Annotated in this window: 24 protein-coding genes; 6 read left to right on the plus strand and 18 right to left on the minus strand. The window is 62.2% G+C overall.

Features of this window, described 5'->3' with window-relative positions; translation table 11 throughout:
- Positions 1–24: 24 nt before the first annotated feature.
- The 4 genes from SynRS9902_RS07940 to SynRS9902_RS07955 are packed head-to-tail and all read right to left on the minus strand — an operon-like array spanning position 25 to position 5,527.
- Complete coding sequence (locus SynRS9902_RS07940; protein ID WP_186508718.1) at positions 25–381, minus strand: DUF309 domain-containing protein; 357 nt, start codon at positions 379–381, stop codon at positions 25–27.
- Positions 381–2,189 carry a translational GTPase TypA gene (gene typA, locus SynRS9902_RS07945; RefSeq protein ID WP_114989070.1) on the minus strand — a complete coding sequence of 603 codons (1,809 nt, stop codon included), beginning with the start codon at positions 2,187–2,189 and terminating at the stop codon, positions 381–383. Before typA ends, SynRS9902_RS07940 begins: the two co-directional genes overlap by 1 nt.
- Before the next feature lie 57 nt (positions 2,190–2,246).
- Complete coding sequence (locus SynRS9902_RS07950; RefSeq protein ID WP_186508719.1) at positions 2,247–4,778, minus strand: U32 family peptidase; 2,532 nt, start codon at positions 4,776–4,778, stop codon at positions 2,247–2,249.
- Positions 4,775–5,527, minus strand: a complete 753-nt coding sequence (locus SynRS9902_RS07955) for a M15 family metallopeptidase (protein WP_186508720.1) — start codon at positions 5,525–5,527, stop codon at positions 4,775–4,777. Before SynRS9902_RS07955 ends, SynRS9902_RS07950 begins: the two co-directional genes overlap by 4 nt.
- Before the next feature lie 108 nt (positions 5,528–5,635).
- Between SynRS9902_RS07955 and chlP the strand changes: the two genes are divergently transcribed.
- On the plus strand, positions 5,636–7,018 hold the full coding sequence (chlP, locus tag SynRS9902_RS07960; RefSeq protein WP_186508721.1) for a geranylgeranyl reductase: 1,383 nt from the start codon (positions 5,636–5,638) through the stop codon (positions 7,016–7,018).
- A gap of 49 nt (positions 7,019–7,067) precedes the next feature.
- Here the strand turns inward: chlP and SynRS9902_RS07965 are convergent, their stop codons facing one another.
- Both SynRS9902_RS07965 and glyS read right to left on the minus strand, forming a co-directional pair.
- Positions 7,068–7,292 carry a hypothetical protein gene (locus SynRS9902_RS07965; protein WP_186508722.1) on the minus strand — a complete coding sequence of 75 codons (225 nt, stop codon included), beginning with the start codon at positions 7,290–7,292 and terminating at the stop codon, positions 7,068–7,070.
- 50 nt (positions 7,293–7,342) lie between these two features.
- Entirely contained in the window at positions 7,343–9,508 is a 2,166-nt protein-coding gene (glyS, locus tag SynRS9902_RS07970) for a glycine--tRNA ligase subunit beta (RefSeq protein ID WP_186508723.1), read from the minus strand.
- An 88-nt stretch (positions 9,509–9,596) separates the two neighbouring features.
- Between glyS and SynRS9902_RS07975 the strand changes: the two genes are divergently transcribed.
- Entirely contained in the window at positions 9,597–11,339 is a 1,743-nt protein-coding gene (locus SynRS9902_RS07975) for an NADPH-dependent assimilatory sulfite reductase hemoprotein subunit (RefSeq protein ID WP_186510579.1), read from the plus strand.
- Here SynRS9902_RS07975 and SynRS9902_RS07980 read toward each other — a convergent pair.
- From SynRS9902_RS07980 to SynRS9902_RS08030, 11 genes are all read right to left on the minus strand, one after another.
- Positions 11,303–12,004 (minus strand): M15 family metallopeptidase, encoded by a 702-nt coding sequence (locus SynRS9902_RS07980; protein ID WP_186508724.1) that lies wholly within the window; start codon positions 12,002–12,004, stop codon positions 11,303–11,305. The genes SynRS9902_RS07975 and SynRS9902_RS07980 overlap by 37 nt on opposite strands.
- A gap of 22 nt (positions 12,005–12,026) precedes the next feature.
- Positions 12,027–14,543 carry an ATP-dependent DNA helicase RecG gene (gene recG, locus SynRS9902_RS07985; RefSeq protein ID WP_186508725.1) on the minus strand — a complete coding sequence of 839 codons (2,517 nt, stop codon included), beginning with the start codon at positions 14,541–14,543 and terminating at the stop codon, positions 12,027–12,029.
- Positions 14,498–15,619 (minus strand): hypothetical protein, encoded by a 1,122-nt coding sequence (locus tag SynRS9902_RS07990; RefSeq protein ID WP_186508726.1) that lies wholly within the window; start codon positions 15,617–15,619, stop codon positions 14,498–14,500. Before SynRS9902_RS07990 ends, recG begins: the two co-directional genes overlap by 46 nt.
- A gap of 5 nt (positions 15,620–15,624) precedes the next feature.
- Entirely contained in the window at positions 15,625–16,287 is a 663-nt protein-coding gene (gene tsf / locus SynRS9902_RS07995; RefSeq protein ID WP_038555235.1) for a translation elongation factor Ts, read from the minus strand.
- Positions 16,288–16,371: 84 nt separating this feature from the next.
- Positions 16,372–17,088, minus strand: coding sequence for a 30S ribosomal protein S2 (gene rpsB / locus SynRS9902_RS08000; protein WP_006850376.1), 717 nt, complete (start codon positions 17,086–17,088; stop codon positions 16,372–16,374).
- Between the two features lie 130 nt (positions 17,089–17,218).
- On the minus strand, positions 17,219–18,151 hold the full coding sequence (locus SynRS9902_RS08005) for a glycosyltransferase family 2 protein (RefSeq protein ID WP_186508727.1): 933 nt from the start codon (positions 18,149–18,151) through the stop codon (positions 17,219–17,221).
- 90 nt (positions 18,152–18,241) lie between these two features.
- A complete protein-coding gene (locus SynRS9902_RS08010; protein ID WP_006850288.1) occupies positions 18,242–18,397 on the minus strand; it encodes a hypothetical protein in 156 nt (51 codons plus the stop codon).
- Between the two features lie 36 nt (positions 18,398–18,433).
- Positions 18,434–19,111 (minus strand): DevA family ABC transporter ATP-binding protein, encoded by a 678-nt coding sequence (locus SynRS9902_RS08015; RefSeq protein ID WP_186508728.1) that lies wholly within the window; start codon positions 19,109–19,111, stop codon positions 18,434–18,436.
- On the minus strand, positions 19,111–20,280 hold the full coding sequence (gene devC, locus SynRS9902_RS08020) for an ABC transporter permease DevC (protein ID WP_186508729.1): 1,170 nt from the start codon (positions 20,278–20,280) through the stop codon (positions 19,111–19,113). Before devC ends, SynRS9902_RS08015 begins: the two co-directional genes overlap by 1 nt.
- The gene (locus SynRS9902_RS08025) at positions 20,277–21,173 is read right to left on the minus strand and encodes an HlyD family efflux transporter periplasmic adaptor subunit (protein WP_186508730.1); all 897 of its coding nucleotides are present in this window, start codon (positions 21,171–21,173) and stop codon (positions 20,277–20,279) included. Before SynRS9902_RS08025 ends, devC begins: the two co-directional genes overlap by 4 nt.
- A complete protein-coding gene (locus tag SynRS9902_RS08030; RefSeq protein ID WP_186508731.1) occupies positions 21,173–21,916 on the minus strand; it encodes a phycocyanobilin:ferredoxin oxidoreductase in 744 nt (247 codons plus the stop codon). Before SynRS9902_RS08030 ends, SynRS9902_RS08025 begins: the two co-directional genes overlap by 1 nt.
- Before the next feature lie 18 nt (positions 21,917–21,934).
- On the opposite strand from SynRS9902_RS08030, the gene SynRS9902_RS08035 reads away from it, so the two are divergent.
- Together SynRS9902_RS08035 and SynRS9902_RS08040 are read left to right on the plus strand one after the other, a co-directional pair.
- On the plus strand, positions 21,935–23,218 hold the full coding sequence (locus SynRS9902_RS08035; protein WP_186508732.1) for a pitrilysin family protein: 1,284 nt from the start codon (positions 21,935–21,937) through the stop codon (positions 23,216–23,218).
- Positions 23,215–24,471 carry a pitrilysin family protein gene (locus SynRS9902_RS08040; protein ID WP_186508733.1) on the plus strand — a complete coding sequence of 419 codons (1,257 nt, stop codon included), beginning with the start codon at positions 23,215–23,217 and terminating at the stop codon, positions 24,469–24,471. The genes SynRS9902_RS08035 and SynRS9902_RS08040 overlap by 4 nt, the downstream gene beginning before the upstream one ends.
- Here the strand turns inward: SynRS9902_RS08040 and SynRS9902_RS08045 are convergent.
- Complete coding sequence (locus SynRS9902_RS08045) at positions 24,468–24,695, minus strand: DUF3148 domain-containing protein (protein ID WP_186508734.1); 228 nt, start codon at positions 24,693–24,695, stop codon at positions 24,468–24,470. The two genes, SynRS9902_RS08040 and SynRS9902_RS08045, sit on opposite strands and share 4 nt — an antisense overlap.
- A gap of 56 nt (positions 24,696–24,751) precedes the next feature.
- On the opposite strand from SynRS9902_RS08045, the gene SynRS9902_RS08050 reads away from it, so the two are divergent.
- Positions 24,752–25,321: a biotin transporter BioY gene (locus tag SynRS9902_RS08050; protein ID WP_186508735.1), complete on the plus strand. Its 570-nt coding sequence runs from the start codon at positions 24,752–24,754 to the stop codon at positions 25,319–25,321.
- Positions 25,318–25,809: a signal peptidase II gene (lspA, locus tag SynRS9902_RS08055; protein ID WP_186508736.1), complete on the plus strand. Its 492-nt coding sequence runs from the start codon at positions 25,318–25,320 to the stop codon at positions 25,807–25,809. The genes SynRS9902_RS08050 and lspA overlap by 4 nt, the downstream gene beginning before the upstream one ends.
- Positions 25,810–25,824 lie beyond the last annotated feature (15 nt).

Consider the following 25,824-nt stretch of genomic DNA (forward strand, 5'->3'; position numbering starts at 1 on the left):
AAGTTCGTCGAGATTACCGGCGCTTCAGCGCATGGACTCAAGAACGGGGACAGTGCATGACTCGGGATCCCCATCCTGCTGAAGCGCCTCAAGCCGCTGTTGCGCAGCACGGCACAGAGACGCAAGATCCAGGCCAAGATCCGGGGTTCCAGGACGTTTGAGACGACCCAGAGCTTCACCAAAAAGAATCGTGGCACCGCGCCGGTTGCCCCGTTGCAGGTGCAACTGCGCTACCGCCACCTGCAGGATCCCCTGAAGGCTGCGCCGTTCCGGATCAGCTGTTTCATGCCAGAGCTCCTCAAACAGATCATGAGCGGCGTACCACTCACCTGCATTGAAGAGCTCCACACCCTGCTGAAAGCGAGGGTCCCCCTGAGGCATCAGCGCTTGGACTTGGCCGGCTTCTTGCCGGGAAGTTTGCGCAGACGGATCGACTCGGGCGTGACTTCGAGCATCTCATCTGGACCGATGTATTCCAGCGCGCGCTCCAGCGTCATCTGCACCGGTGCTTGCAGCGTGTCCAGTTCCTCAGCGCCCGCGGAACGCATGTTGGTGAGCTGCTTGGTCTTGCAGACGTTGATCTCGAGGTCCTGAGGCCGGTTGTATTCCCCGATGATCATTCCCTTGTAGACCTTGGTGCCCGGGCTGATGAAGAACTGGCCGCGATCCTCGGCGTTCTTGAGGGCATAGAACGTTGCTGTTCCCTCTTCGAAGGCGATCAGCACACCGTTCCGGCGAGTGTCGAATTCACCCATCATCGGCCGGTATTCATAAAAGGAGTGGCTCATGATTCCTTCGCCGCGGGTAGCCCGGATGAATTCACCGCGGAAACCGATCAGACCGCGGGAGGGAACGATGAACTCCAGCTGGGTGCGGCCATCAGCGCTGGTTTCCATGTTCTGCATCTCGCCCTTGCGGGTGCCCAGTTTTTCGATGCAGCTGCCCACCGCAGGTTCAGGCACATCCATCACCAGAGTTTCCACCGGCTCGCAGGGGGTGCCATCGATGGTGCGGTAAATCACCTGCGGCTGGGACACCTGGAACTCATAGCCCTCACGGCGCATGGTCTCGATCAGGATGCCGAGGTGCAGCTCACCGCGACCACTCACCGCAAAACGGTCCGGTGAATCGGTGTCTTCCACACGCAGGGCAACGTTGGTGAGCAACTCACGCTGCAGGCGGTCACGCACCTGACGGCTGGTGACGAACTTGCCTTCCTTGCCCGCAAAGGGTGAATCGTTGACGACGAAGGTCATCTGCAGGGTGGGCTCATCCACCTTGATCAGCGGCAGAGCGGTGGGCTCATCGGGGCAGGCGATGGTTTCGCCGATGTTGACGTCATCAAAGCCAGCCACGGCCACCAGATCACCGGCAGACGCCTCTTCGATCTCGACGCGCTGCAGACCCTCGAAGCCCAGCAGCTTGCTGATGCGGCCCTTTTTGATGCTGCCGTCGTCCTTGATCAGTGCAGCGTTCTGACCCTGTTTGATTTTTCCGTTGTGAACGCGGCCAATGATGATCCGGCCAAGGAAGTCGGAATAGTCAAGGGTGGTGATTTGCAGCTGGAGGGGCTTCTCCGGATCACCAACCGGGGGCGGAACGTGGCGCAGGATGGCATCGAACAGCGGACGCATGTTGTCGCTGTCGGTCTTCATGTCGGGCTTGGCGAAGCCTCCAAGACCGCTACCGAACAGGTAGGGGAAATCGCACTGATCATCGTCAGCACCGAGCTCGATGAACAGATCGAGCACCTTGTCGACGGCGGTCTCGGGATCCACCCGGGCTCGGTCGATCTTGTTGACGAACACGATCGGACGCAGGCCCTGCTCGAGGGCCTTCTTCAGCACAAAACGGGTCTGGGGCATCGGCCCCTCGTTGGCATCCACGATCAGCAGACAACCGTCCACCATGCCCAGCACCCGCTCCACTTCTCCACCGAAATCGGCGTGACCAGGGGTGTCAACGATGTTGATCCGGGTGTCGTTGTAGGTGACAGCCGTGTTTTTCGACAGGATCGTGATGCCCCGCTCACGCTCCAGGTCGTTGGAGTCCATCACACAGGTGGGGACGGCCTCGTTGTCACGGAAAATTCCTGATTGCGCCAACAGCGAATCGACCAGAGTCGTCTTGCCGTGGTCAACGTGGGCGATGATCGCGATGTTGCGGATCGCCTTGTTGTTGGCGCTCATGCGGGCTGACCGTAAGAATTTGTGAAGAACGCCAAAGGCGCAGTGCGACAGGTTATCTCAACGTGAGAATCGACTGGTGCGCTCCGGACCCTTGCTGCGCAGGCTGCCGCGGGTGACGCCCAGCTGGTGGTGGATCTGCTCCTGAGACCAGACCTCCTGGGTGGCCATCCGACCCGCCAGAGCCTCGGCATAAAGGCTGACGCGCCGTTGCGTCGCAGCGGCATCCTCATCGAGAAGTTCGAGCCGAATCCTGCGCACGCCTGCCCGCAGCAGCGACGGAAGCGCTTCAACGCCCGATTGCGCCGTCCCATTGAAAAGGGTGTTCCGACAACCCAGATCAGCCCGCAGGGGATGTTCAACGCCACTGCGGTCCCGCAGGGTGACGTGGTGCTTCTCACAGGGACGACCGCAATCGGTGTGGTCCTTGCCGTCCGAGAGGAATGCACAGAACAGGCAATGCTCCATGTGGAACAACGGCATGTGCTGATGCAGGGTGACCTCCAGCAGCGCTGGATCAACGGCGGCGGCCAGATCCAGCAGTTGCTGAAGGTTGAGGTCGTAACTGGCCGTGAGTCGCTGCAGCGTCCAATGGTCGCGATACCAGTGGAAACTCAGGGGGTTTGCGGTGTTGAGGGAAAAGTCACCAATGCAGGGGGCCAGCGGCGTCAGCACCTCCAGCTGATCGGCATTTCGCACCAGGAAACCGTCAGGACGGGCCCGAATCAGTGGCTCAAGCGACCAGCGTTCATCAGGCCGTGTAATCCGTGCCCCGGCCAGCCATACACCCTCCGGCCAGCAGCCTCGACCAATCGCCACCGCTTCCCGCAGCTCCCGAGGCTGCTCGAGATCCGCCACCACCGAGCGAATCGGCAGGTCCGTGCCGGAGAGATCCACCAAGGTCTGCAGCTGCTCCAGGCTGCGCACCAGCACCACCAAGCCTGGCTTGGTCTCGCTGAGGGGAGCGACAGCTGGTGGGCACATCTGAGCCAGCAGCTCCGTTGGGTCTGCCGTTTTGGTGGCTGCAGGGACAGGCCCTGAATCGGTGCTGCAATCCCCTGTGGCCTCCAACTGCTCCAGCAGAGCCCTGCGCATGCGATTCAGTTCCGCCACGGGCAGAAAAAGATCGCCCTCCAGATCGATCTCCAGATGCTGAAGCGACCAACCGGTTCCCCCCAGGCGTCCCAATTGCTGCTCAAGCCGTTCCCGGTCAAGGGGGCGCTGCGAAGCACTCTGCAGCGGCATGGTGCTGCAGAGCTTCAGCTCAAATCCCTGGGGCTCCAGCACCTGCAACTCCAGCGGTGCATCCAGCCGACCGGACACCCGCAGCGCCAGATCCTGGGACCGAGCCTCCACCGTGCGACGGGCGGCACGCTGCCAACGGGACTGCCAATCGGGATCACTGGTGAGCCAGACCGAGGCGCCAGGTCTTAAGCCGGAGCCATCCACACGATCGGGCCCCAGGCGCAGCTTCCAGCGTTCGTCGCCCATCCGCTCACACACCATGATCCGGCCACCGATCTCCCGAGGCGGCTGCAGAGGGTCGGACGACAGCTGTTCCAGCACGAGGCCCTGCCCGGGATGCAGCTGTTCCCGACTGCGCAGATGCAACCAACCACCCCGCTCCACCCGCAGCAACTGCCCCAGCAGCGGGCCCCGCTTCTTGCTCCAGCGGCCATGCACCAGTCGGCGATGGTTCACCCCTTCAAGCCAACCGGTGGAAAGGCCTCGGGAAAAGGCCAGCTCAAGCTGACGTTGCACCTGCGGCGCCGAAGCGGGGGTTTGATCCAGGCGCTGGCGATAGGCGTCGGTGACGGCAGCCACGTAGGCAGCATCCTTCAGACGACCTTCGATCTTGAGGCTGGCCACACCGATGCGCTGCAACTCCGGCAGCAGCTCCCAGGCCGCGAGATCCTGGGGTGAGAGGAGGTAGCGCTGGTCTTCAAGGGGGTGGGGTTGACCATCCACCACCATTTCGTAGGGCAGGCGACAGGCCTGGGCACACTCACCTCGATTGGCACTGCGCTGCCCGAGGGATTCACTGGTCAGACATTGACCGGAATAGGCGACGCAAAGGGCGCCATGCACAAACACCTCCAACGGCATCGCAAGGTTCCGCTGAACCAGTTGTGTCTGCAGGCGCTCGAGATCACGCAGGGCCAGCTCACGGGCCAGCACCACCCGCTGGCAACCGAGCGCCGCAGCCTGGGCAATCCCCGCGGCACTTGTGATCGACATCTGGGTTGAGCCATGCACACAGAGGTTCGGCACCAGCCGCTGGGCCAGGCGACAGAGCCCCACGTCCTGGACGATCACCGCATCCACACCGGCTCGATCTGCAGCGATCAGCAACTGAGCCGCTGCCTCCAGTTCATCGCTGAACACCAACACGTTGAAGGTGAGGAATCCCTTCACCCCCCGCTGATGCAGCCACTGCATCACCTCAGGAAGGTCTTGCAGTCGGAAATTCTCGGCCCGCTGGCGGGCGTTGAAGGCATCAACGCCGAAATACACCGCATCGGCACCGGAGGCAGCGGCCGCCTTCATCGCAGCCCAGTCGCCGGCAGGTGACAGCAGTTCGGGAACGGTCAAGGGTCGCGCCTGGAGAACCGACTGGCCGGCTCGAACAAACGCAGTGCATCCGCATTGCCCTGGTAGCGCCAATGCCAGGGCTCGTACATCACACCCTGTTTGTTGCCCTCAGGGAAGGACAACACGAAGTGATATCTCGCCGCATGATCCTGCAACCAGCGAAAGGCGGCGGTGTCTTGAAAGCTCTGGGAGAGGTTGGTCTCAGGGAAACGGCCATCGCCCAGATCAACGGCGTAACCCGTGCTGTGCTCGGAGTACCCCGGTGGAGCTGACACCTGGGCTCGCTCTTCGGCGGTCTGGTTCCGTTCGGAGGCCACATCAAAGAAGATCGATTCCTGGAGGGCCAGAGAGCGGAATCCACTGAGCAGACGCAGATCGATCCCGTCAGCCAAGGCGGAACGCATCATCGTGTCGAGGGCCTCGGCGGCTTTCACATTCAGCTCAATCCCCGGTTCAAAGACAATGAGTTGATCAGCATCGGCCTCTTCGTAGGGAAAGTGGCCCAGGAGACGGCCATCGGCGTCGGGTCGTTCGCGAAAGCCTGAAATCTCAAGCCTCTGCGTGGGCTGGCGCCGAGACAGCAGCGTGGGAACCAGCATCACCGCAGCCAGGCTTCCGGCACAGACGAGAACGAGCCCGAACAGCACTCCAGCGACGCCATTTCCCTTGCGTTGACGCGGCTGCCGTGTTCGTCGAGCGACCGGAATGTCCTCCCGCTCGGTGCGTCGCGCAGAGGAGGCCCGAACCAAGGCGCTGATGCGTGTTGTTTCGATCGTAAAGGCAGCAGCCAGCTCAACCCACAATGGTTGTTGTGACAGTGATAGCTTCACAAAACAATCCAGCGGAGACGGGCTGAGATGTTGCGAGTTGCGGTGATCGGCGGTGGCCCCAGCGGCTCCTGTGCTGCAGAAATTCTGGCCAAGGCGGGAATTGAAACTTGGCTGTTCGAGCGCAAACTCGATAACGCCAAACCCTGTGGTGGAGCTATTCCGCTCTGCATGGTCGAAGAGTTCGACCTGCCCGACGAAATCATCGACCGCAAGGTCCGCAACATGAAGATGATCTCCCCTTCCAACCGGGAGGTGGACATCAAGCTGGACCCCCTGGGTTACGACGAAAACGCCTACATCGGCATGTGCCGTCGTGAGGTGTTCGATGCCTTCCTCCGCAACAGGGCGGCCGATCTCGGCACAACCCTGATCAACGGCCTAGTGCAGAAGATCGACACCGGTGCAGACCGTCAGGGCCCTTACACCATCCATTACGCCGACTACAGCGGTGGCGGCCCCACCGGTGAACAGAAGACCCTGGCCGTGGATCTGATCATCGGTGCCGATGGCGCCAACTCCCGGGTGGCGAAAGCCATGGATGCCGGCGATTACAATGTGGCTATCGCCTTCCAGGAACGGATCAAGCTTCCTGCTGAGGAGATGACCTACTACGAAGATCTGGCTGAGATGTACGTCGGAACAGACGTTTCTCCCGACTTCTATGCCTGGGTGTTCCCCAAATACGACCACGTGGCCGTGGGAACGGGAACAATGCAGCAGAACCAGAGCCTGATCAAGGGTCTGCAAAGGGGCATTCGTGAACGGGCCAACAAGCGCCTGTTCCAGGGCGAAGTGATCAAGGTGGAAGCCCATCCGATTCCTGAGCACCCCCGTCCGCGTCGGGTTGTAGGCCGTATGGCCTTGGTGGGCGATGCAGCGGGCTACGTCACAAAGAGCTCCGGGGAAGGCATTTATTTCGCTGCCAAGAGCGGCCGGATGTGTGCCGAAGCGATTGTGGAAATCTCCAACAACGGTGCCTCCATCCCCACCGAAAAGCAGATCAAGTCGACCTATCTCAAGCGCTGGGACCGCAAATACGGTGCCACCTACACGGTGCTCGACATCCTGCAGCGAATCTTCTATCGCAACGACGCTGCCCGGGAAGCCTTCGTCGAGATGTGCGACGACAAGGACGTGCAGAAGCTGACGTTTGACAGCTACCTGTACAAACGGGTGGTGATGATGAACCCCTGGCAGCAGATCAAGCTCACCCTCCGCACCCTGGGCAGCCTGATCCGAGGCGAGGCTCTGGCTCCATCCGTCTACAACCCTGTTCCTTCGGCCGTTGGCCGTTCCGACGGTGATTTCCTGGCGGAGGAAGCGGCCCAGCAGATCAAGGCTCAGGCTGGCGAATCCAAGGAAGAGAACTCCAAAGGTTCCGAGTCGAAGGAAAAGGCCGGCGTTTCCTGAGGGAGGCCTGCCCTCAACATCACTTCAACATCAATGACAATGCTGCTGGTTAGTTGCGCGACTCGATCGCCTTGCCAGCGGCGTCCTTGATCCGATCAATCCCCTGCTCAATGGTCTTGGCGGGGGAGGTTTCTTTCTTGGTCGTCGACCAGACGTTGATGGCGTAAACGGCGGCAGAAGCCAAGATCAGCGCCGCAATCACGCTGCCCAGACCATTGCCTCCCTGGCGTATTACCACAGGCTGCTGGGTGGTGGTCGTCTGTTGATCAGACATTGCGGCTCAAGCGGCTGGCCCCTGCTTAGCCGCAGAGGCCAGGGCTGCCTTCATTTGGATTGAATCGATTCAAATTCGGCCAAGACCGAAGCCTGATTGCGCAGGACCGCCAACAGGTTGAGGCGATTGAGCCTCAGCGCGGCATCGTCGACCATCACCATCACGCTGGTGTCACCATCAAAGAAGGCCTGGAGCGCCGGGGTTGCCGCGACGAGGGCATCGGCAAGGGCCTGATACGACCGCTGCTGAGCCAATGGCTGCAGCTGCTCCAGAGCTGCGAACAGATCCTTTTCACTAGCGGACTCGAACCGTTCGGGCTCAACCACATCGCCGGCCACAAGCTGATCGCGTGCCAGATCACCTTTTTCGGCAAGCTTCGCTGCCCGCTGCACCACTGCCTGGACGGCATCCAGCTGACCGCTGTCCCGAAGGTCACGCAACAGTTGAATCCGCTGTTTTACATCCAGGGGATCACTGAGCAGACGCTGGCTGGAGACGGCATCACCAGCCACAGCCTGCACCAGATCAGGCGCAAAACCGTCGTCTTCCAGTTGAGACACGATCCGCTGCCGCATCAGCTGACAGAGGTCGTTATGCAGTTGGCTGGCATCCACCGCAAAGGCCGGGAACAGAGCAGCCCACTCCTCCACGGCGTGGCTGAGTAAGGCCATGAGGTCTAGGTGCCAGGCCATGCCCCAGAGAATCTGCACAACACCATTGCCGGCCCGCCGCAGGGCATAGGGGTCGGAGGATCCGGTTGGTCGCTCTCCCTTCGCAAAGATGCTGAGCAGCAGCTCGAGCCGTTCCGCCAAGGCCACAACGGCTCCCGCGGAGGTTGCGGGCAGAGCATCACCGGCTCCCCGGGGCAGATAGTGCTCCACCACAGCGAGAGCAACATCGCGGGGTTCTCCCTCCTCCAGCAGGTATTTGCCCCCCATCAGGCCCTGAAGTTCAGGGAACTCACCCACCATCTGGCTAACCAGATCGTTCTTGCAGAAATGAGCGGCACGCTGGGCCGCATCCACCACGCTCTGACCCAGACCGAGTTGCTTCAACAGCAGGCCCGTGAGCCGCTCGATTCGCTCGGAGCGGTCCAGAAGACTTCCCAGGCCTTCGGCGAAGGTGACACGGTCGAGGGCTTCACGCCGGGATTCGCTGGACTGACGCCGGTCAACATCGAGGAAAAATTCAGCATCCGCCAGCCGAGCTCCAAGCACGCGTTCATTGCCGCGAACAATCAAGGACGACGCCGGGGCCAGGCCATTGCCCACCAAAAGGAACTGGGGCCGAAGCACAGCCTCAGCGGTGAGTCGGAGCGGATCAGCCTCCAGACCAGGCACCTGCAGCGGCACATAACGCTGGTGGGCCTGCATCACCGTGCTGATCACCTCCGGAGGAAGCTGCAGGAACCGCTCAGCAATGGTTCCCTCGAGAATCCTGGGGTCTTCAACCAGGTCCACCAGTTCCTCAAACAGCGACTCCGGACAGTCGGGAGTTCCGTTGGCGGCCTGTGCCGACTGGTCCAGGCTGGTGCGAATTCGTTTGGCCCGCTCCGCACGATCGACAACAACGCCAACGGCGGCAAGGGTCTCTCCAAACTGCTCCGCTGATGCGATGGAGAGGGGCTCGTCACCATGGAGACGGTGAGCACGGCTGAAACGATCGCTGCGGACCTCAGGGTCAGCGCCGCCCAGCACCACCGGGATCACCTCTGAACCCTTTAGCGCCAGCAGCCAGCGGATGGGGCGGCTGAAGCGCTGGGCTCCGGTGCCCCAGCGCATGAACCGCCGACCCTGCAACGCATCAATCCATTGGGGGATCAGCCCCTGGAGCAGTTCAACGCAGGCTTGACCGGGGGTGAGCACGGTTGCGAAGACACAAGGCCCCTTGGGAGTGTCACGCTCCTCAAGTGCTGAGGGATCAACCCCGCAGCGCTTGGCGAAACCGATCGCCGCTGGCCCTGGGATGCCGTCCTTGAAAGCCTGAGCCACGGGAGGGCCCTTGCGGTCTTCCTCAAGATCGGGTTGGCGGTCCTCCAGATCAGCAATGGAGACCACCAGACGCCGGGGGGTGCCGAACACCGACACCTCTCCATGGCCAAGCCTTGCCTCACGCAGATCACGGCTCACCCGTTGCTGCAGCTGGTCAAGCGCTTGCCTGACGAAATCGGCAGGAAGCTCCTCGGTGCCGATTTCCAGAAGAAAGGTTGCCGTCACGCCAAGGTCAGAGCCGGAAGCAACTTTATTGGAAGCCGTTTCGCTACGTTCAAATCAAGAAATCCTTTTCGGGGTGGGGGAAGGCTCCTTGGCAGTGGCGGAAACAGGAACTCAATCGCTGTCCAAGGCGGAGCAGCGCAAGCTGGACAGCGACCATTTGCGCGACCCGTTGTTGAGCGAGCTCAGCAATGACGATGTGCGCTTCACGGAAGATGCCGTTCAACTGCTGAAGTTTCACGGCAGCTACCAACAGCACCACCGCGAACTGCGCAAGACGGACAAGGTTCGCAGCTGGCAGATGATGCTGCGGCTGCGCAGTCCGGGCGGACGCATCCCTGCCCGACTGTTCCTCGCACTCGATGACCTCTCCAACCGCCTTGGGGACGGAACTCTGCGGGCCACGACCCGTCAGGCCTTCCAGATGCACGGCATCGCCAAAGCCGACCTGAAAGAGGTGATCGGCACCATCGTTCGCAACATGGGCTCGACCCTGGCGGCCTGCGGGGACATCAACCGCAATGTGATGGCACCACCAGCTCCTTTTGAGAAAGGCGGCTATCCCGTGGCACGGCGCCTGGCCGATGAAATTGCTGATCTGCTCAGCCCCGAGGCGGCCGAGGGGGCCTATCTGGACCTCTGGGTGGATGGTGACCTGAGTTATCGCTTCAAGCCCAGCCGAGCCGTTCAGAAGGCCAGAAAGCGCCAGAGCGAGGGCGGCGTTTTTTCCGGCAGCACTGAGGAACCTCTCTACGGGGACACCTACCTACCCCGGAAATTCAAGGTGGCCGTCACCGTGCCGGGGGACAACTCTGTTGACCTGCTCACCCAGGACATCGGCCTGGTGGCCTTCACCGACCCCTCCGGCGATCTGCGGGGCTGCAACGTCTACGTGGGCGGTGGCATGGGCCGCACCCACAACAAGGAGGAGACCTTCGCCCGCACGGCGGATCCTTTGGGTTACGTCGATGCTGCCGACGTTCTGGATGTGGTTCAGGCGATCCTGGCGCTGCAACGGGATCACGGTGATCGGGAGGTGCGCAAGCACGCCCGCATGAAGTATCTGCTGCACGACAAGGGAATCCAGTGGTTCCGCGACACCCTGTGCGCGACCTACTTCAAGGGAAGCCTCAAGGGGCTGCGCAATGAGCCCAAGGCCAAGCTTTTGGACTATCTCGGCTGGCATCGTCAGAAGGCCGGGATGTGGTTCGTGGGACTTCCCCTGCTCTGTGGCCGCCTGAACGGAGATCTCAAGGCAGGGCTGAGGGAGCTTGTGGAGACCTACCAGCTGGAGATTCGCCTCACCGCCAATCAAGACCTGCTGCTGTGCAACATCGGCACCTCCCAGCGAGCCAGCATTCGAACCCAGCTGGAAGCCCTCGGGTTTGAGGTGCCTGAAGCTCCAGCACCTCTCGCCAGGCATGCGATCGCCTGCCCAGCTCTACCCACCTGCGGGCTCGCCATCACCGAATCTGAGCGCGTCCTTCCGGATGTTCTGGATCGCCTCGATGCCCAGCTGCGACGGCTCGAGATTGAGAAGTCACTGCTGGTGCGGATGACCGGCTGCCCCAACGGCTGTGCCCGCCCTTACATGGCGGAGCTGGGCTTGGTGGGCAACGGTGTTAACCAGTACCAGCTGTGGCTCGGCGGCACCCCCAATCTCCAGCGTCTGGCGCGCCCTTACCTGGAAAAACTGCCCTTGGATGATCTGGAGACAACCCTTGAACCGCTCCTCCTCAGCTGGAAAGCCGCCGGTGGACGTCGCAGCTTCGGGGACCACATCGAGAAGCTTGGTGATCAGGAAGTCAGCGCGCTGTTGACGGCCTCGGCGTAGACCGCCACAGCTGCACCTTTTCGCCAGGCCCAGAGCTGATCGCCGAACGAGTAGTGCCACCACTCGTTCGGATGCTGGGCAAAGCCGGCTGATCCCATCACTTCAGCCAGCAACTGCCGGCGTTGATGCCAGCGTCGAGCTTCGGAATCCTCCCAACCGGCGTAGTGCTGCGGTTCAGACACCGCACCAATGGCATCAATCTCTCCCCCCATGGCCAGCGGCGTTCCATCGCTGCTGCTGAGGGTGAGGTCGACAGCCGCACCGGTGCTGTGAGGAGGCGGGGTCGCAGGATCCCGACTGGGAGCAGCCCAGAAGCGCCCCACATCGGCCACCACCTGATCGAAGGCGTGCCCTGAGCGTGCTTCCACGCCGCGTTCACGGCAGAGTTCCGCAATGCTGTGATCCACCATGAAGGCCTGCACGGCGATCGGCCGCCAGGCATCAAAAATGCTCAAGCGCAGGCGGGGATCGTGCTCGACCAGCTGCTGCTGAGCATCAAGCAGGCGCTGAACGACCCCCAGGCGCAATTGAAAGGGATTCCCCGACGTCCCATAGGGCGCCCCCAGCGCCATGTACGGGTGAGGTTCCATCCGCAACAAAGCGGGAGGCAGCGCTTGCAAAGGCTCGCCGCAATCTTCGATCGGAATTGGACTCCAGGGGCGCATCGAATCGCAGCAACGGGATGGATCAGTTCAAGGGGGTGCCACCGCTGAGGCGACGCTCCTGGGCCTCCAGGGTCTCGCGCAGCAACGGGTGCTGCTCAAGCGCAGGACCGTTGTTCAACAGCTCCTGGGCGGCTGTTCGTGCGTCCTCCAGCACAGCACCATCATCGGCAAGGCTGGCCAGGGCCAGATCAGGCAGGCCCGATTGTCGGGTTCCCAGCACCTGGCCAGGCCCCCGCAAGCGCAGATCCATCTCGGCGATCTCGAAGCCATCGGTTGAGCGCACCAGCACATCCAGACGCTGGCGGGCCAGGGGATTGGAGCTGCCATTGATCAACAGGCAATGGGAGGCAGCGGCGCCACGGCCAACGCGCCCCCGCAACTGATGCAGCTGCGCCAGGCCGAAACGTTCGGCATGGTCGATCACCATCACGCTGGCTTCGGGCACATCCACCCCCACTTCCACCACCGTGGTCGACACCAGCACCTGAGTCGTGCCAGCAGCGAAATCGGTCAGCACCGCCTGCTTTTCAGCACTGGAGAGACGCCCATGCAGCAAACCAACGGCCAGATCTGGGAACACCTCCGCGGCCAATTCAGCGTGAACTTCAACGGCTGAGCGAAGCTCGAGCTTTTCAGACTCGTCCACCAGAGGCAGAACGACATAGGCCCGCTGGCCCAGCTGCACCTCCTCACGGATCAACTCATAGGCCTTCTCGCGCTTTGCGGCCGTGAGCATGCGGGTGCGAATCGGTGTTCGCCCTGGCGGCAATTCATCGATCTGGCTGACATCCAGATCCCCATGCATCGAGAGCGCCAGGGTCCGAGGGATCGGTGTTGCCGTCATGGTGAGCAGATGGGGCTGCAAGCCCTTGTTGAGCAGGCGATCCCGTTGATGCACACCGAAACGGTGCTGTTCATCCACCACCACCAGCCCCAGGCGGTTGAAAACGACAGGGTCTTCGAGCAAGGCATGGGTGCCCACCAGCACCTTCAGCGAACCATTGGCCAGGTCATCCAGCAGCTCCCGGCGGCGGGGCCGCGGCGTGGATCCGGTCAACAAGGCGACGCTCACATGGAGCTGCGGCAGCCACTGACAGAGGTTGCGGTAGTGCTGCTCGGCCAACACCTCTGTGGGGGCCATCAGGGCCCCCTGCCAGCCCGAGGCAATGGTGCTGAGCAACGCTGCGATAGCAACCACCGTTTTGCCTGAGCCCACGTCACCCTGCACCAGACGGGCCATGGGTTCGCTGCGCGCCAGATCGGCTTCGATCTCCTGAAACACCCGTTGTTGGGCTGCGGTGAAACGGAAGGGCAGCAGATCCATGAACTCCCCCACAAGCCCGCTGGAACTTGATTGCAGATCCAGGTCCGGTCCCGTCCGGGAGCGCAGCGCCTGGCGTCGGCGCAACAGACCGAGCTGCAGGAGCAGAAACTCATCGAACACCAGCCGGCGGCGTCCCTGATCGAGGCTTTCGCGGTTCTTGGGCGCATGCAGAGCCTGCAGGGCCTCCGACAGTGCCGGCAGCTGGAATTGCCGCTGCACCGCGGCGGGGAGAGGATCAGGCCACGATGCCGCGAGGGGCAGGACCTGATCGATCAGGCTGCGGAACCGATCCGCGCCAACCCCCTCGGTGAGGGGATACACCGGGAGAAGCCGGCCGATGCTCGGGGATTTGACCGGAGAGGAGGGGCTGTCAAGCACCTCGATCAACGGATCCTGAAAGGTGATGCCGTAGGGGCCGTCTTTCACCAGACCACTGACGGCCACGGTGGCACCAACGGGGTAGAGACGCTGCTGGCCTTTGAGGTAAGCCGGAGAACTGAAGCGTTTGCCCGCCAGGAAACGGCTCACCTTCAGGCGACCGGTCGGGTCCTGCAGCTGGAGCTCAATGATCGCGAGGTTGGCGTTCCGTGGGCTGACGAATCCGTTGCAACGGCGAATCGTGGCGACGATCGTGGCTGTTTCCCCCGACACCAGCGCCTCAATGCGGCGCATCGCGGAGTAATCGACATGATCACGGGGGTAATAGCGGAGCAGGTCACGCACCAGAAGCAGGCCGATCGAAGCCAGCCGTGCCGCGAATTTCGGACCCACGCCACGGATCTGGGTGATGGGACTGTCGAGCTGCAGTGGTGAGCTTGCGCGCTGCTGGGGAGACGCCTGAACCTTCAGGCGTGGCGGTGCCATCGGAGCCGAGGGTTCCAGGCGATGGCGCAGCTCATGCAGCCACTGACGGGCATCGGTGACCAAGCGACGGCGGGCAGGATCAGCGAGGTCCGGATAGTCGGCAAAGCCGGAGCTGAGCTTGGACATGCGCTCACTGACCCCCTGGGGGAAGGGAACGGCCGGAGGCGCTGCGAGTTGCTGCTGCAGAAAGGCGTGAAAGCGCTGCTGGCGACCCTGCAGATTCTGAAAACCACGGTCGGCCTCCAACCCCAGCGAGCGCTGCATGGGAAGCATCCAGGTGAGGAGCAGCGACAGCTGCTCGCTGGTCAGTCCCCGCTCAGCTGCTGCGTTGAATCCGATGGGGTCTGCCAATTGGTCCGGGCCTCACGATCCAGGGAGCGACGCTGCCAATGACGCTGCTGCCGCACCATTGTGAGCAGAGCATGGTGGTGAGCGCGCAATCGTTTGCGGCACTGACGCAGACGTGGGCTGTCGAACTCCAGATCGTTGCTGCGTAAGAGCACACTAAGCACGTCCATGCCCTGGTCGAGCTCACCGACGGCCAGAGGGAGGCGCAGGCGAAGCACGTTCGTGGCGGTTGGCTGCGTTTCGACCTGTCCCTTCAGGACAGCATCCAGAAGGCTGATGGGAAGGAGGGTCTGGGCCAGGCCTGACCGCAGCATCTGCACATTCACCGCATGGGACAGGTTGCGAAGGCGTCGCTCAAGCGCCTGATCCATGGCCTGGATCCAGTGCAACAGCGCATCCGGTTCATTCGGGAGAAAGTGGTCGTTGCCGTCCACCGAAGGATCAAGAACAGCACCGGGATCAAGGGGCTGTTGGGCCTGCTGCATCGCATCACCGGCCAGCTCGAAAAGTGAGCGGAGCACGTCCAAATCGCCCGGGGATTGGTTTTCTGCCGGTTCAGGGACCGGTTCTTGGACGGGATCCTGGGCAGCGGTTCCCGGGGGGGATTCAAGCGGTGAAGCCAAGCTCAACTGAATGGATCCGCTCGGTTCATCCCGTGGGAGCTCAGACGTGGGTGGCTCGGGTTCAGGCGCACTCTCCTGGGTCTGGCGACTGAGCTTCTGCAGCATGCTTCTGCTGGCATGGGCCTGCTGGCGCCGTTGCTCTTGCTGCATCTGCCGCACCAGCTGCATCAGCTGCTCAACTGTGAGCAGAACGCTGCAGCGGTCGATCAGGTCTGTGACCGCTGCATGGAAATTCTGACGGGTCGACTCCGGCAGCCGACCAAAACGGGAGGGATCAACCTCACCGAGAAGATTGAACAGGGCCTGACGGGTGGCTCCTTCCAGCAGTTCCCGCAGCACCTGAAGATAGAGAGCCTGCTCCCTGTACAGGGCGATGGCCCGCAGCCGGCACAACCGTTGAAGGCGTGCCAGCTGTTCTGACGGGTCGTAAGCAGGCCTGACGTCCGGGTCGGACAAGGGAATCAGCCGGCGTTCTGCATGGACGCCACTTCAGCAGCGAAATCGTTCTCTTCCACCTCGATGCCCTCGCCCAGGGTGTAACGGGTGAAGCGACGAACTTTCACGTTCTCGCCGATCTTGCCAGCGGTTTGCTTGACGAGGTCAGCAACGGTGATGGAGCTGTCCTTGATGAAGGGCTGCTCCATGAGGGCGAGTTCCTTGAGGCGCTTGCCGATGCGGCCCTCAACGATCTTTTCCTTCATCTGCTCAGGCTTGCCCTCGAGATCGTCACGACCCATCTCGATCGCCTTTTCCCGCTCACGGATCTCGTCGGGAATCTCGTCGGTGGTGACGTACTCAACGTTGGGGCATGCCGCTACCTGCATGGAGACATCACGCAGCAGCGACTGGAACATGTCGCCGCGGGCCACGAAGTCGGTTTCACAGTTCACCTCAACCAGCACACCCACGCGGGCACCGGTGTGGATGTAGCTGCCGATGGCACCCTCGGCGGCGGTGCGGCCGGATTTCTTTTCAGCGCTGGCGATGCCTTTCTGGCGAAGCCACTCAACGGCCTTGTTGGCATCGCCTTCCGTGGCGGCCAGGGCCTTTTTGCAATCCATCATCCCCGCGCCGGTCTTGTCGCGCAGTTCTTTGACAAGCTTGGCGGATACGGCAGCAGCCATCGGTCGGAGCAGTGAGAAGGGAAATTGAATCGCCGCCGATTCCCTGATTGGAATCAGCGGCGTGAACTTAGCGGTGAGAGGAGATCAGCCTTCGCTGTCGCCACCACGCTGATCGTTGGAACCGTGGCGGCCCTCATTGATCGCATCGGCCAGACGGCCCAGGATCAGTTGCACAGAACGAACGGCGTCATCGTTGCAGGGAATCGGCACCTCACAGAGGTCCGGGTCACAGTTGGTGTCCAACATGGAAACCAGGGGGATGTCGAGCTTGCGGGCTTCGAGCACCGCATTCGACTCACGACGCTGGTCCACCAGGACCACAACATCGGGAAGGCGACGCATGTTCTTGAGGCCACCCAGATACTTCTGAAGACGCTCGAGTTCGCGACGCAGCACCGCACCTTCCTTCTTGGGGCGCATGGCGATGGCACCGCTGGACTCCATCCGCTCCAGATCCTTGAGACGGTCGATCCGCGCCTTCATGGTGGTCCAGTTGGTGAGCATGCCGCCCAACCAGCGCTGGTTCACGTAGGAGGCTCCGCAGCGGGCGGCTTCCAGCGCCACAACTTCAGAGGCTTGCTTCTTGGTGCCAACGAAGAGGAAACGCTTGCCGCTGCGTGCCGCAGAACGGGTCCACTTGTAGGCGTTGTTCATGCAGACGGCGGTCTGCACAAGGTCGATGATGTGAACGCCATTGCGCGCGCAATAGATGTAGCGCGACATCTTGGGGTTCCAACGACGGGTCTGGTGCCCAAAGTGGGCACCAGCCTCCATCATCTCGGCGAGGGTGACGACAGCCATGGTTTGAGGGTTTCGGGTTCGCCTCCACCTGCCAGGGACCTGAACAACCAGCAGGAGCTGGTCTCACGGTGCACCCGAAACGGGCAGGTGTGCGGAGTGAAAGGACCTATAGAAGGTATCAAAACGTTGATCAGCGAAGCCCTGCCGCTCTGGCTTCACGGAACAGAGCACGCACACCGATGCGATTGAGGGGCAAACGAAGCAGCTCCATCGCCGTTCCGGGATAGCCATGCCGGATCAGCCAACGGAGCAGCGGGCGAAGGCTGGAGGGATTGATCAGACCACCGAGGTTGAGCACTTCCCAAAGGATGCGATGGAACCAGGTGAACTGGATGATCAACCGCACCCGCCTGGTGGGATGTTTGCGGTAGAAGACAAGCCCCATACGGGCCCGTTCACCCTCCACTTCCACAAGTCGCGGGATCTGGTCGAGGCTGAGGGCGGGGTGCCAGTGATAACCGACAGCGTCCGGGCACTTCACCAACTCAACCCCCATCCGCCGCAGACGCTCACCCAGTTCCAGGTCCTCCCAGCCATAGAGGCGGAAACCGGTGTCAAACAGGCCTGAGCGCTCCAGCACCTCCCGATCGATGGCCACATTGCCGGTGGCAAAGTAAGCCCAGGACAAGTCTCGTAATTTGTGGCGCTCCGAGCAGGGTGCTTCGAAGTTGGCGGTGTTGATGACAGCGCCGTAGGTGAAGCAGAGCCGATCACCGCGCCGTTGCCAGCACCGCTGCAACGCCCGTGCATGGGTGGCCAGAAAGGTTTCTGTGACCACCAGATCGCTGTCGATGAAGACGATCACATCGCCACGGGCGTGATCCACACCGCGGTTTCGGCCCTCGGCAGGACCACCGTGCTCCTGCTCGATCAGGCGCACATGGGGAAAACGCTGGGACTGCTCGCTCAGCCATGACGGCGTTCCATCGGTGGAACCGTCGTCAACCACAACAACCTCGTAGTCCTGAAGAGCTCCAGCAAGCTGCTGATCTTCCAGTGCCGAGAGGCATTTCTCGAGGATCGGGCGTCGGTTGTAGGTCGGAATAACGACGCTGACGAACATCGCGACGGCCGATGCAAATGGCCACCCACCCTACGAACAACAAAAAGGGGCCCGCAGGCCCCCTTTTTGATGCATGGTCTGATCCGTTGATCAGTCGGCGGCACCACCGTTGTTGGCGGTTCCGGTCACACCGTTACCAGCGCCTTCACCACGGCCATCGTTCCGCATCTTGCGCTTCTTGAACTTGCGCGCGTAGGCGCGGTTCCGCTCCTGCTTTTCTTTCTTCAGGTTTCTGCGCTTGGCCATGCGGAACTGCGGGCTCTGATGTCAACTTTCATCGTACTAAACAGCATTCTTTAATCGCCCGTCCTCCATCTGAAGCAGGCGATCGGCCACATCAACGATGCGTGGGTCATGGGTCACCATCAGCACCGCGCAGGATTGTTCACGGGCGAGTCGGCGAAGCAGCTCCACCACCTCCCGGCCCGTACGGCTGTCCAGGGCAGCGGTGGGCTCGTCAGCCAGGAGAATGCGGGGGTTTGCGGCAAGGGCACGGGCAATGGCGACCCGCTGCTTCTGTCCTCCGGACAAGTCATGGGGAACTTTGGCCATGTGGTCCTCCAGGCCGACGGCACGGAGCCACTGACGGGCCTCATCCCGGCGCGCCCTGTAACTGAGATCAGGCAGAAGATCGGCTCCCATCTGCACGTTCTGTTCAGCCGTGAGGCAGCGCAGAAGGTTGTGCCCCTGAAAAATCATTCCAATGCGCCGGCGCACCTGCTGGCGGCGCCGACGGCCTGCACCATGCAGGGACTCACCAAGCACCGACACCTCACCCTGCTGAACCGTCCGCAAGGCGCCGATCAAGGTGAGCAGTGTCGTCTTGCCACAGCCCGAAGGACCGGTCAGCAACACCACTTCGCCCGGCTCGATGCTGAAGCTGATGTTTTGAAGAACCGCGCGGCGCATCTCCCCTTGGCCGAAAGCGTGGGAGAGGTTGTCGACAACAACAGCTGACATCAAAAGATCTCCGCAGGGTCTGCATCGATGAGACGACGCATGGCCAAGAACGACGACAACATGCACATCACCAGGATCATCACCAGAACGGTCAACGCCCGGGACAGATCCATGCCGACGGGCAGCTTGGTGGCGTCACGAACGAACCAGTACAGCCCCTGACCGGCCATGTAGGCGGGGACATACCCCATCACCGCCAGATAGAAGCCCTCACGAACCACCACTCCCAACAGATGGCTGAGGCGATAGCCCATGGCCATCAAAGTGGCGTACTCCGGCAGGTGATCACTCACATCGGTGTACAGCACCTGATACACGATCACGCAGCCCACCACGAAGCCCATGGCGGCGCCGAGCGTGAAGATGAAACCGATGGAGGTGCTGCTCTTCCAGTAGTTCTGCTCGAAATCGATGAAGCCCTGCTTGGTCAGCACTGAAACATCCTTGGGCAGTCGCTGTCTCAATCGGGACACCACCTGCTCAGGATCCGCGCCGGGCTTCAACCGCACCAGACCCACTTCGATCGCCCCAGGCGGCTTCTGAGGCATCAGATCGAGGAACGTCTCCGTGCTCGTGAGCAGGTTGCCGTCGGCACCGAAGCTGGTGCCAAGGCTCACCAGACCCGCCACCCGGACGCGGTTGCCAGCGATCTCGGTTTCCACCACCCGGCCATCGCGATACCAATCGGCAATGGGTCCGAATTCAGGACGTGACAGCTGATCGAAGAGGATCCGCCCCTTCTGCTTGAGAGCATCAGTTTTCTCAGCCAGGGAGGGATCGACAAAAAAGGGATCGTCGGGATTGAAACCCAAGGCCAGGATCGACCGGTTGCGCCGCGTTTCCGGGTTCCGCCACAGCATCAGCCCCCAATGCACCGGGGTCACCCCATCGACGTCTGGATCAGCCAGGGTCTGAACCAGCCGCCGCCTTGGAAAGGCCTCCATGCTCACGGAGCTGGCGGAGCGGGGACTGATCAGAACAACATCAGCATCGAACAGCCGGTGCGCTGTGACGCTGGCGTCAAAGAGGCCATCCCGGAATCCAAGCTGCATGAACATCAGAATTCCCGCGAAACTGATGCCAGCAAGCGCCACCAGCAAGCGAACGGGCTGGCGCGTCAGCAACAGCCAGGAGAGGGGAATCCGACGTCCCCGCCAGAACCGGTTCATGGATCGAAGCGGGCGATCACCTTCAAACCCGCCAGACGACTGACCTTGGCGGCATCTTCAGGGTTAAGCACCACATCAACCACCACTACGCGGGCGTCGGCATCGCCGGTGGGATCGGTGGAGAGAACAGACCGTTGTTCCACCTGCGGACTGATGCGCAGGACGCGTCCGACGAGTTCACCTCGGAAACCACCGTTCTCGCTGATAAGGCGCACGGACTGGTCGAGGCGGATCAGGGAGATGTCGGATTCGTAGACCTCGATGCTGGCCTGCATCGCCTGATTGGCCCCCACATCCATCACCCCCTCTGCACCAGGGCGCTCGCCTGCACGGGCATGCAGCTTGAGCACAACACCATCAAGGGGCGAGATCAGCTGACTGAGCACGAGGTCGGCCTGAAGCCCTTTGCGCTCCGCCAGGGCCTGATCCCGCTGTCCCTGAAGACGAACCAGCTCTTCACGCTTGTTGTCCACCAGAGTCAATTCGGCCGCACCCCAATCGGCGGCTCTGCTGAAGCGCTCTACCTCAAGGGCCTGAAGCTGTATCTCCTGGTCGAGGCTGCGCAGCTGCGCATCGACGCGCTCCAGATCAGCGAGGAGTCCATCCCGATGATCGAAGGACGCCAACACCTGGCCGGTCTTGATCAGATCACCCTCATTCACATTGAGGGCTGCCACCCGGGGTGTCCCCGCCATCCCCGCATTGGGAGCCGCCAGATTGCGGATGTCCCCGGCGGGCTCCAGTTGCCCCAGGGCCGCGACCGCTTCGGGACGAACCGTGAGTTCAGGCGTCGGTTCAACCGGCTTGGGTTCGGGCGTCGGCCGCAGCAACCAGCCGCCGATGACCGCAATGACCAAACTTCCAGCCAGAACAGACCAGCGCTTGGGGGTCATCAGAGTTCCGGAGGGTTGTCGAACAGAAGCATGTCGATGTAGCGATCGGCCCAGGCTGAATCGAAGGCCTTCTCGAGCACGCGGCGGGTCTTGTCGTTGCGTTTCTGCTGAAGGCAATAGTTCAACTGACCCTCGTACCGGCGGACTGTAGTGAGAGCCGTGGACGGTTCGGGAGTCGCCTCGATCACGCTGGTGGCCATCACCTGCAGGTAGTGGCGCACCAGTTGCTGAAAGGCTGTTTCCTCGTCAGCACCATCGGGGCGGATGAAGCACACCTTGTTCGAGAAGATGGCTGATCCCCAGGCCGGCAGCTGCCGAACCTGACGGAACGCCGGCCATGGCCTGGCCTCAAGCCGCTGGATCAGCTGCTCCGGCAAGTCATCGGAGGTGGGGGACAGATCGACGATCGCGGCGGAGATGCCTGCAGGGCCGGCCACGATGTCGGCCCCGAAGATCGGCAAGTCGTAGTGGGGATCGGGGAACCAGACGCTGTGGAGGATCTGCAGGCCGTTGCCGAGTCGCGCAACCTCCAAATGAAGTTTGCGAAGGCCGATGCAGCGAAAAAGCTCGTTGCCGATCGATAGGCCCTCGCCATCGAGTTGCCCCTGGATGAAGCGCAGATCCTCATCGCAGGGGAGGATCTCCAATCCGGGCAATCCCGCCCAGGCACTACGGATCGACGCCGCCAAGGCCTGCACGAGGGGATGCTGTCCTGGCGGTGGCGCCAGCGGCTTGGGCTGCATCGAAGGGGCAGGCACAGAATGGAACTTTGCCACGCAGTTCTGAACCTTCCGTTCTCCGGTCCCCCACTGGACCATTGGACCCTCCCCAACGGAGTGCGCTGCGTGACGGCGGACATGCCGGATGCGCCCCTGACCTGTCTCGATCTCTGGTGCCGTGCCGGCAGTGCCAGTGAGCAGCCAGGGGAAGAGGGCATGGCCCATTTCCTAGAGCACATGGTTTTCAAGGGAAGTGAGCGGCTGGCCGCAGGGGCATTCGATGAAGCCATCGAAGCTCTGGGGGGCAGCAGCAATGCCGCCACAGGCTTTGATGACGTTCACTTCCACGTGCTGACACCCCCGGATCGAGCCCGCGAAGCGTTGGATCTGTTGTTGGAACTGGTGTTGCAGCCAAGCCTCGAGCCTGACGGGTTCAACACGGAACGGGGGGTGGTGCTTGAAGAGATCGCTCAATACGCCGATCAACCCAATGAGCAGGTGCTGCAACTGCTGTTGAGCAAGGGCTGTGACCAGCACCCCTACGGCCGCCCCATCCTGGGTACGCCCCACAGCCTGGAGGCCATGACGCCCGAGGCCATGCGGGCGTTTCATCAGCGGCAGTACCGCGGTTCCAACTGCTGTCTGGCGATGGCCGGGCCTTCGTCAGCGGAGCTTCGCAGTGCCCTGGGTTCCTCGGCTCTGGCGGACCTCCTGGATGCGCCTGAGCCCTCATCACCGTCATCGCCCCTGAGCGTGCGTCCTGGACGCGAAAGCGTTGTTGTGGACCGGCTCGAATCCGCCCGACTGCTGATGCTCTGGGAAGCTCCACGGGCCCAGGATCAAAAAGGCGTGATGGCCGCTGATCTCGCCACAACCCTGCTGGGGGAAGGACGACGCAGTCGTCTCGTGAACCGCTTGAGGGAGGAACTGCAGATCGTTGAAAGCGTGTCGATGGACCTCTCGGTTCTGGAGCAGGGAAGCCTCATCACGCTGGAGGTGATCTGTCCAGACGAGCATCTGGAGGCTGTGGAAGACGAGGTGAACCGGCAGCTGCGCGCCATGGCGGAAGAGCTCGTCAGCGATCAGGAGCTGAAACGGGGCCAGCAGCTGGTGAGCAACGGACTGCGCTACGCCTTGGAATCGACGGGGCAGGTGTCTGGGCTCAGCGCCAGCCAGACCCTCTGGGACCGGCAGCAGGATCTGCTCCATCCTCTTGCTTTACTGCCGCCATGGACGGCCGAGCGGCTTCGCTCAGACCTGTTCCCAACGCTTCAACCCGAACAGGCGTTTGTGCTGACCGCCCAGGCAAAGACGAAAGACGGATGAGCAACCCCGAACTGCTGATCGAACCGGTCTCAAGCCCGGGGATTCTGGCCGCGAAACTGCTGCTTCCTTTCGGCAGCGCCGACGACCCTGCAGGAACACGGGGTGCCCATGACCTGCTGGCATCTCTGCTCAGCCGCGGCTGTGGACGACACAACCACGTTGACCTGGCGGACCTTGTTGAGGGATGCGGAGCAGGTCTGCGCTGCGATGCCCAAGAGGATGCGCTCGTGCTGAGCCTGCGCTGCACGGTGGAAGACGCGGAGCAGCTCCTGCCCCTGCTGGCCCAGATGGTTCGTTCCCCCCGGCTTGAGCCTGGTCAGGTGGCCCTTGAACGTTCGCTCACGATTCAGGCCTTGCAACGGCAGCGGGAGGATCCCTTCCATTGCGCCACGACCGGATGGCGGCAGCTGACCTATGGCAACGGGGGCTACGGCCACGACCCGATGGGCATCGCTGAAGAGCTGGATGATCTGGATCGGGAGGCACTTCTCCCCCTGGCCGAGCGGCTACCGAGGGCATCGAGCGTTCTCGCCCTGGCAGGCAGCGTCCCACCGCAAATCATCGACACGATTGGCTCCCTTGAGGACTTTCGCGACTGGCCAGAAGGGATCGTCAACGATCGCTCAGGCCGCCGTCCCTACGCCGAAGCGGTAGGAACCGAAACGATCCAGCTCGAAGCGATGGACACCGAACAGGTGGTTCTGATGCTTGGGCAGGCGACGCTGGGGCATGGACACCCGGATGAACTGGCGTTGCGACTGTTGCAGTGCCATCTGGGCGTGGGGATGTCGAGCCTGCTGTTCCAGCGCCTGCGGGAAGACCATGGCGTGGCCTACGACGTGGCCGCGCACTTCCCTGCCTTGGCAGGACCGGCGCCCTTTGTGCTGATGGCCTCGAGCGTGGAGGAGCGCTCAGAGCTCGCGCTGGACTTGCTGCTGAACATCTGGGACGAGCTGAGTGAGCAACCCCTCAGTGAGGCCGCACTCGAGCTCGCACGGGCCAAGTACATCGGTCAGCTCGCCCAGGGCCTGCAGACCTGCTCCCAACGGGCAGAGCGACGGGTTCAGCTGAAGGCCCAAGGGCTCCCTGACGATCATGACCAGCGCTGTGTGCGGGCTCTTGCGGAACTGACACCGACGGATGTGCTCCATGCCGCCCAACGTTGGCTGAGGGAACCACGACTCAGCCTGTGCGGAACCTCCGCTGCACTGAAGCAGCTTGAACGGCGCTGGGATCGGCGGGACGCTTCTTAGTCCACCTCAGCGGCATCCACCGGATCCAGCCGATCGAGGGGGATCAGAAACGTGCCCCGGCGAAAACGCACAGCAACCGTGTCCATCGGATGAAGTGCAACCACCTCGCCCACTTCACCGGCGGCCACCAGATCCGGCGGTCGCAGCATCGGCATCGGATCCGCCGACTTGAGGTACTGAAGCTGCTGCGACAGGCGCAGCTGATCACCAATCGATACCGACATCTGAACTGGGCAGGATCTGCATTGTCGAGCAGGATGGGCCGAGTTGAGTGAGTGATGTGAGGGCTCTCGCCTCCTGGTGTGGTGCCCTGGCGGGTCTGCTGGCCATCCTCATCGGTGGTCTTGTGCCGGCCGCGTTGTTCCTGCCTGCTCCCGAGCCGATCCTTCTCCCCCTGCCGGTCACGTGGCAGGTGCCAGCGCTGCTTCTCTGCGCCATGGTCAGTGGCCCGCGTGCCGGCGTGATGGCCGCTGTTGGCTATCTGAGCCTGGGATTGTTCAGCCTGCCGGTGTTCCATGGCGGTGGAGGGCTGAACTACATGATTGAACCGGGTTTCGGCTATCTCGCGGGCTTCGTGCCCGCAGCCTGGCTCACCGGTCGACTCGCGCAGCAGGACGGCATGGATGACCTGCCCAGACAGTCGCTCTGTGCCCTGGCAGGGCTGCTCGTTCTCCAGATCTGCGGGGTGCTGAATCTCGCCCTCGGGGCACTGCTGGGGCGATGGAGCCTTGGTTTCCCCGAGCTGCTGATGCAGTTTTCAATCGGTCCGCTACCGGCTCAGATGCTGCTCTGCATCGGTGCAGGATTGCTTTCAATTGTGCTGCGTCGGTTGTTGATCATCGAGCCATGACGAGACCACTTCCACGTCGCTCAACCCTGCTGATTGCCCTGGTGATCGTGGTGGTGGATCAGCTGAGTAAGGCGGCGGCCTCGAGCGCTTTGCGAGAGGGTCAATCCCTACCCCTGCTGCCACATCTGCTCTCGCTGCAATTGGTGCACAACACCGGCGCGGCCTTCAGTGTTCTGCAGGGCTCCACTGCGCTGCTTGGGCTGCTCAGCTTGGGGGTGGGCATCGGGCTGATCCTCTGGATCTGGCGTGAACGGGTGCTGCCGTTCTGGCAGGCCCTCGCCGCAGCAGCGCTTCTAGGCGGAACGGTGGGCAATGGGATCGACCGTTGGCGTCTCGGCCACGTGGTGGATTTTCTGGCCCTCGAACCGATCGATTTCCCGATCTTCAACGGGGCGGATGTCGCCATCAATCTCGCCGTGCTCTGCTTTGCCATCGACCTCTGGACCCGCCGGGGGGCCAGGAGCCTCCGTGACAACAGCCGTGGCTGACCCAAACTTGCCCTG

Origin of the sequence: Synechococcus sp. RS9902 (assembly GCF_014279635.1) — a bacterium.
Taxonomy (GTDB): Bacteria; Cyanobacteriota; Cyanobacteriia; order PCC-6307; family Cyanobiaceae; genus Parasynechococcus.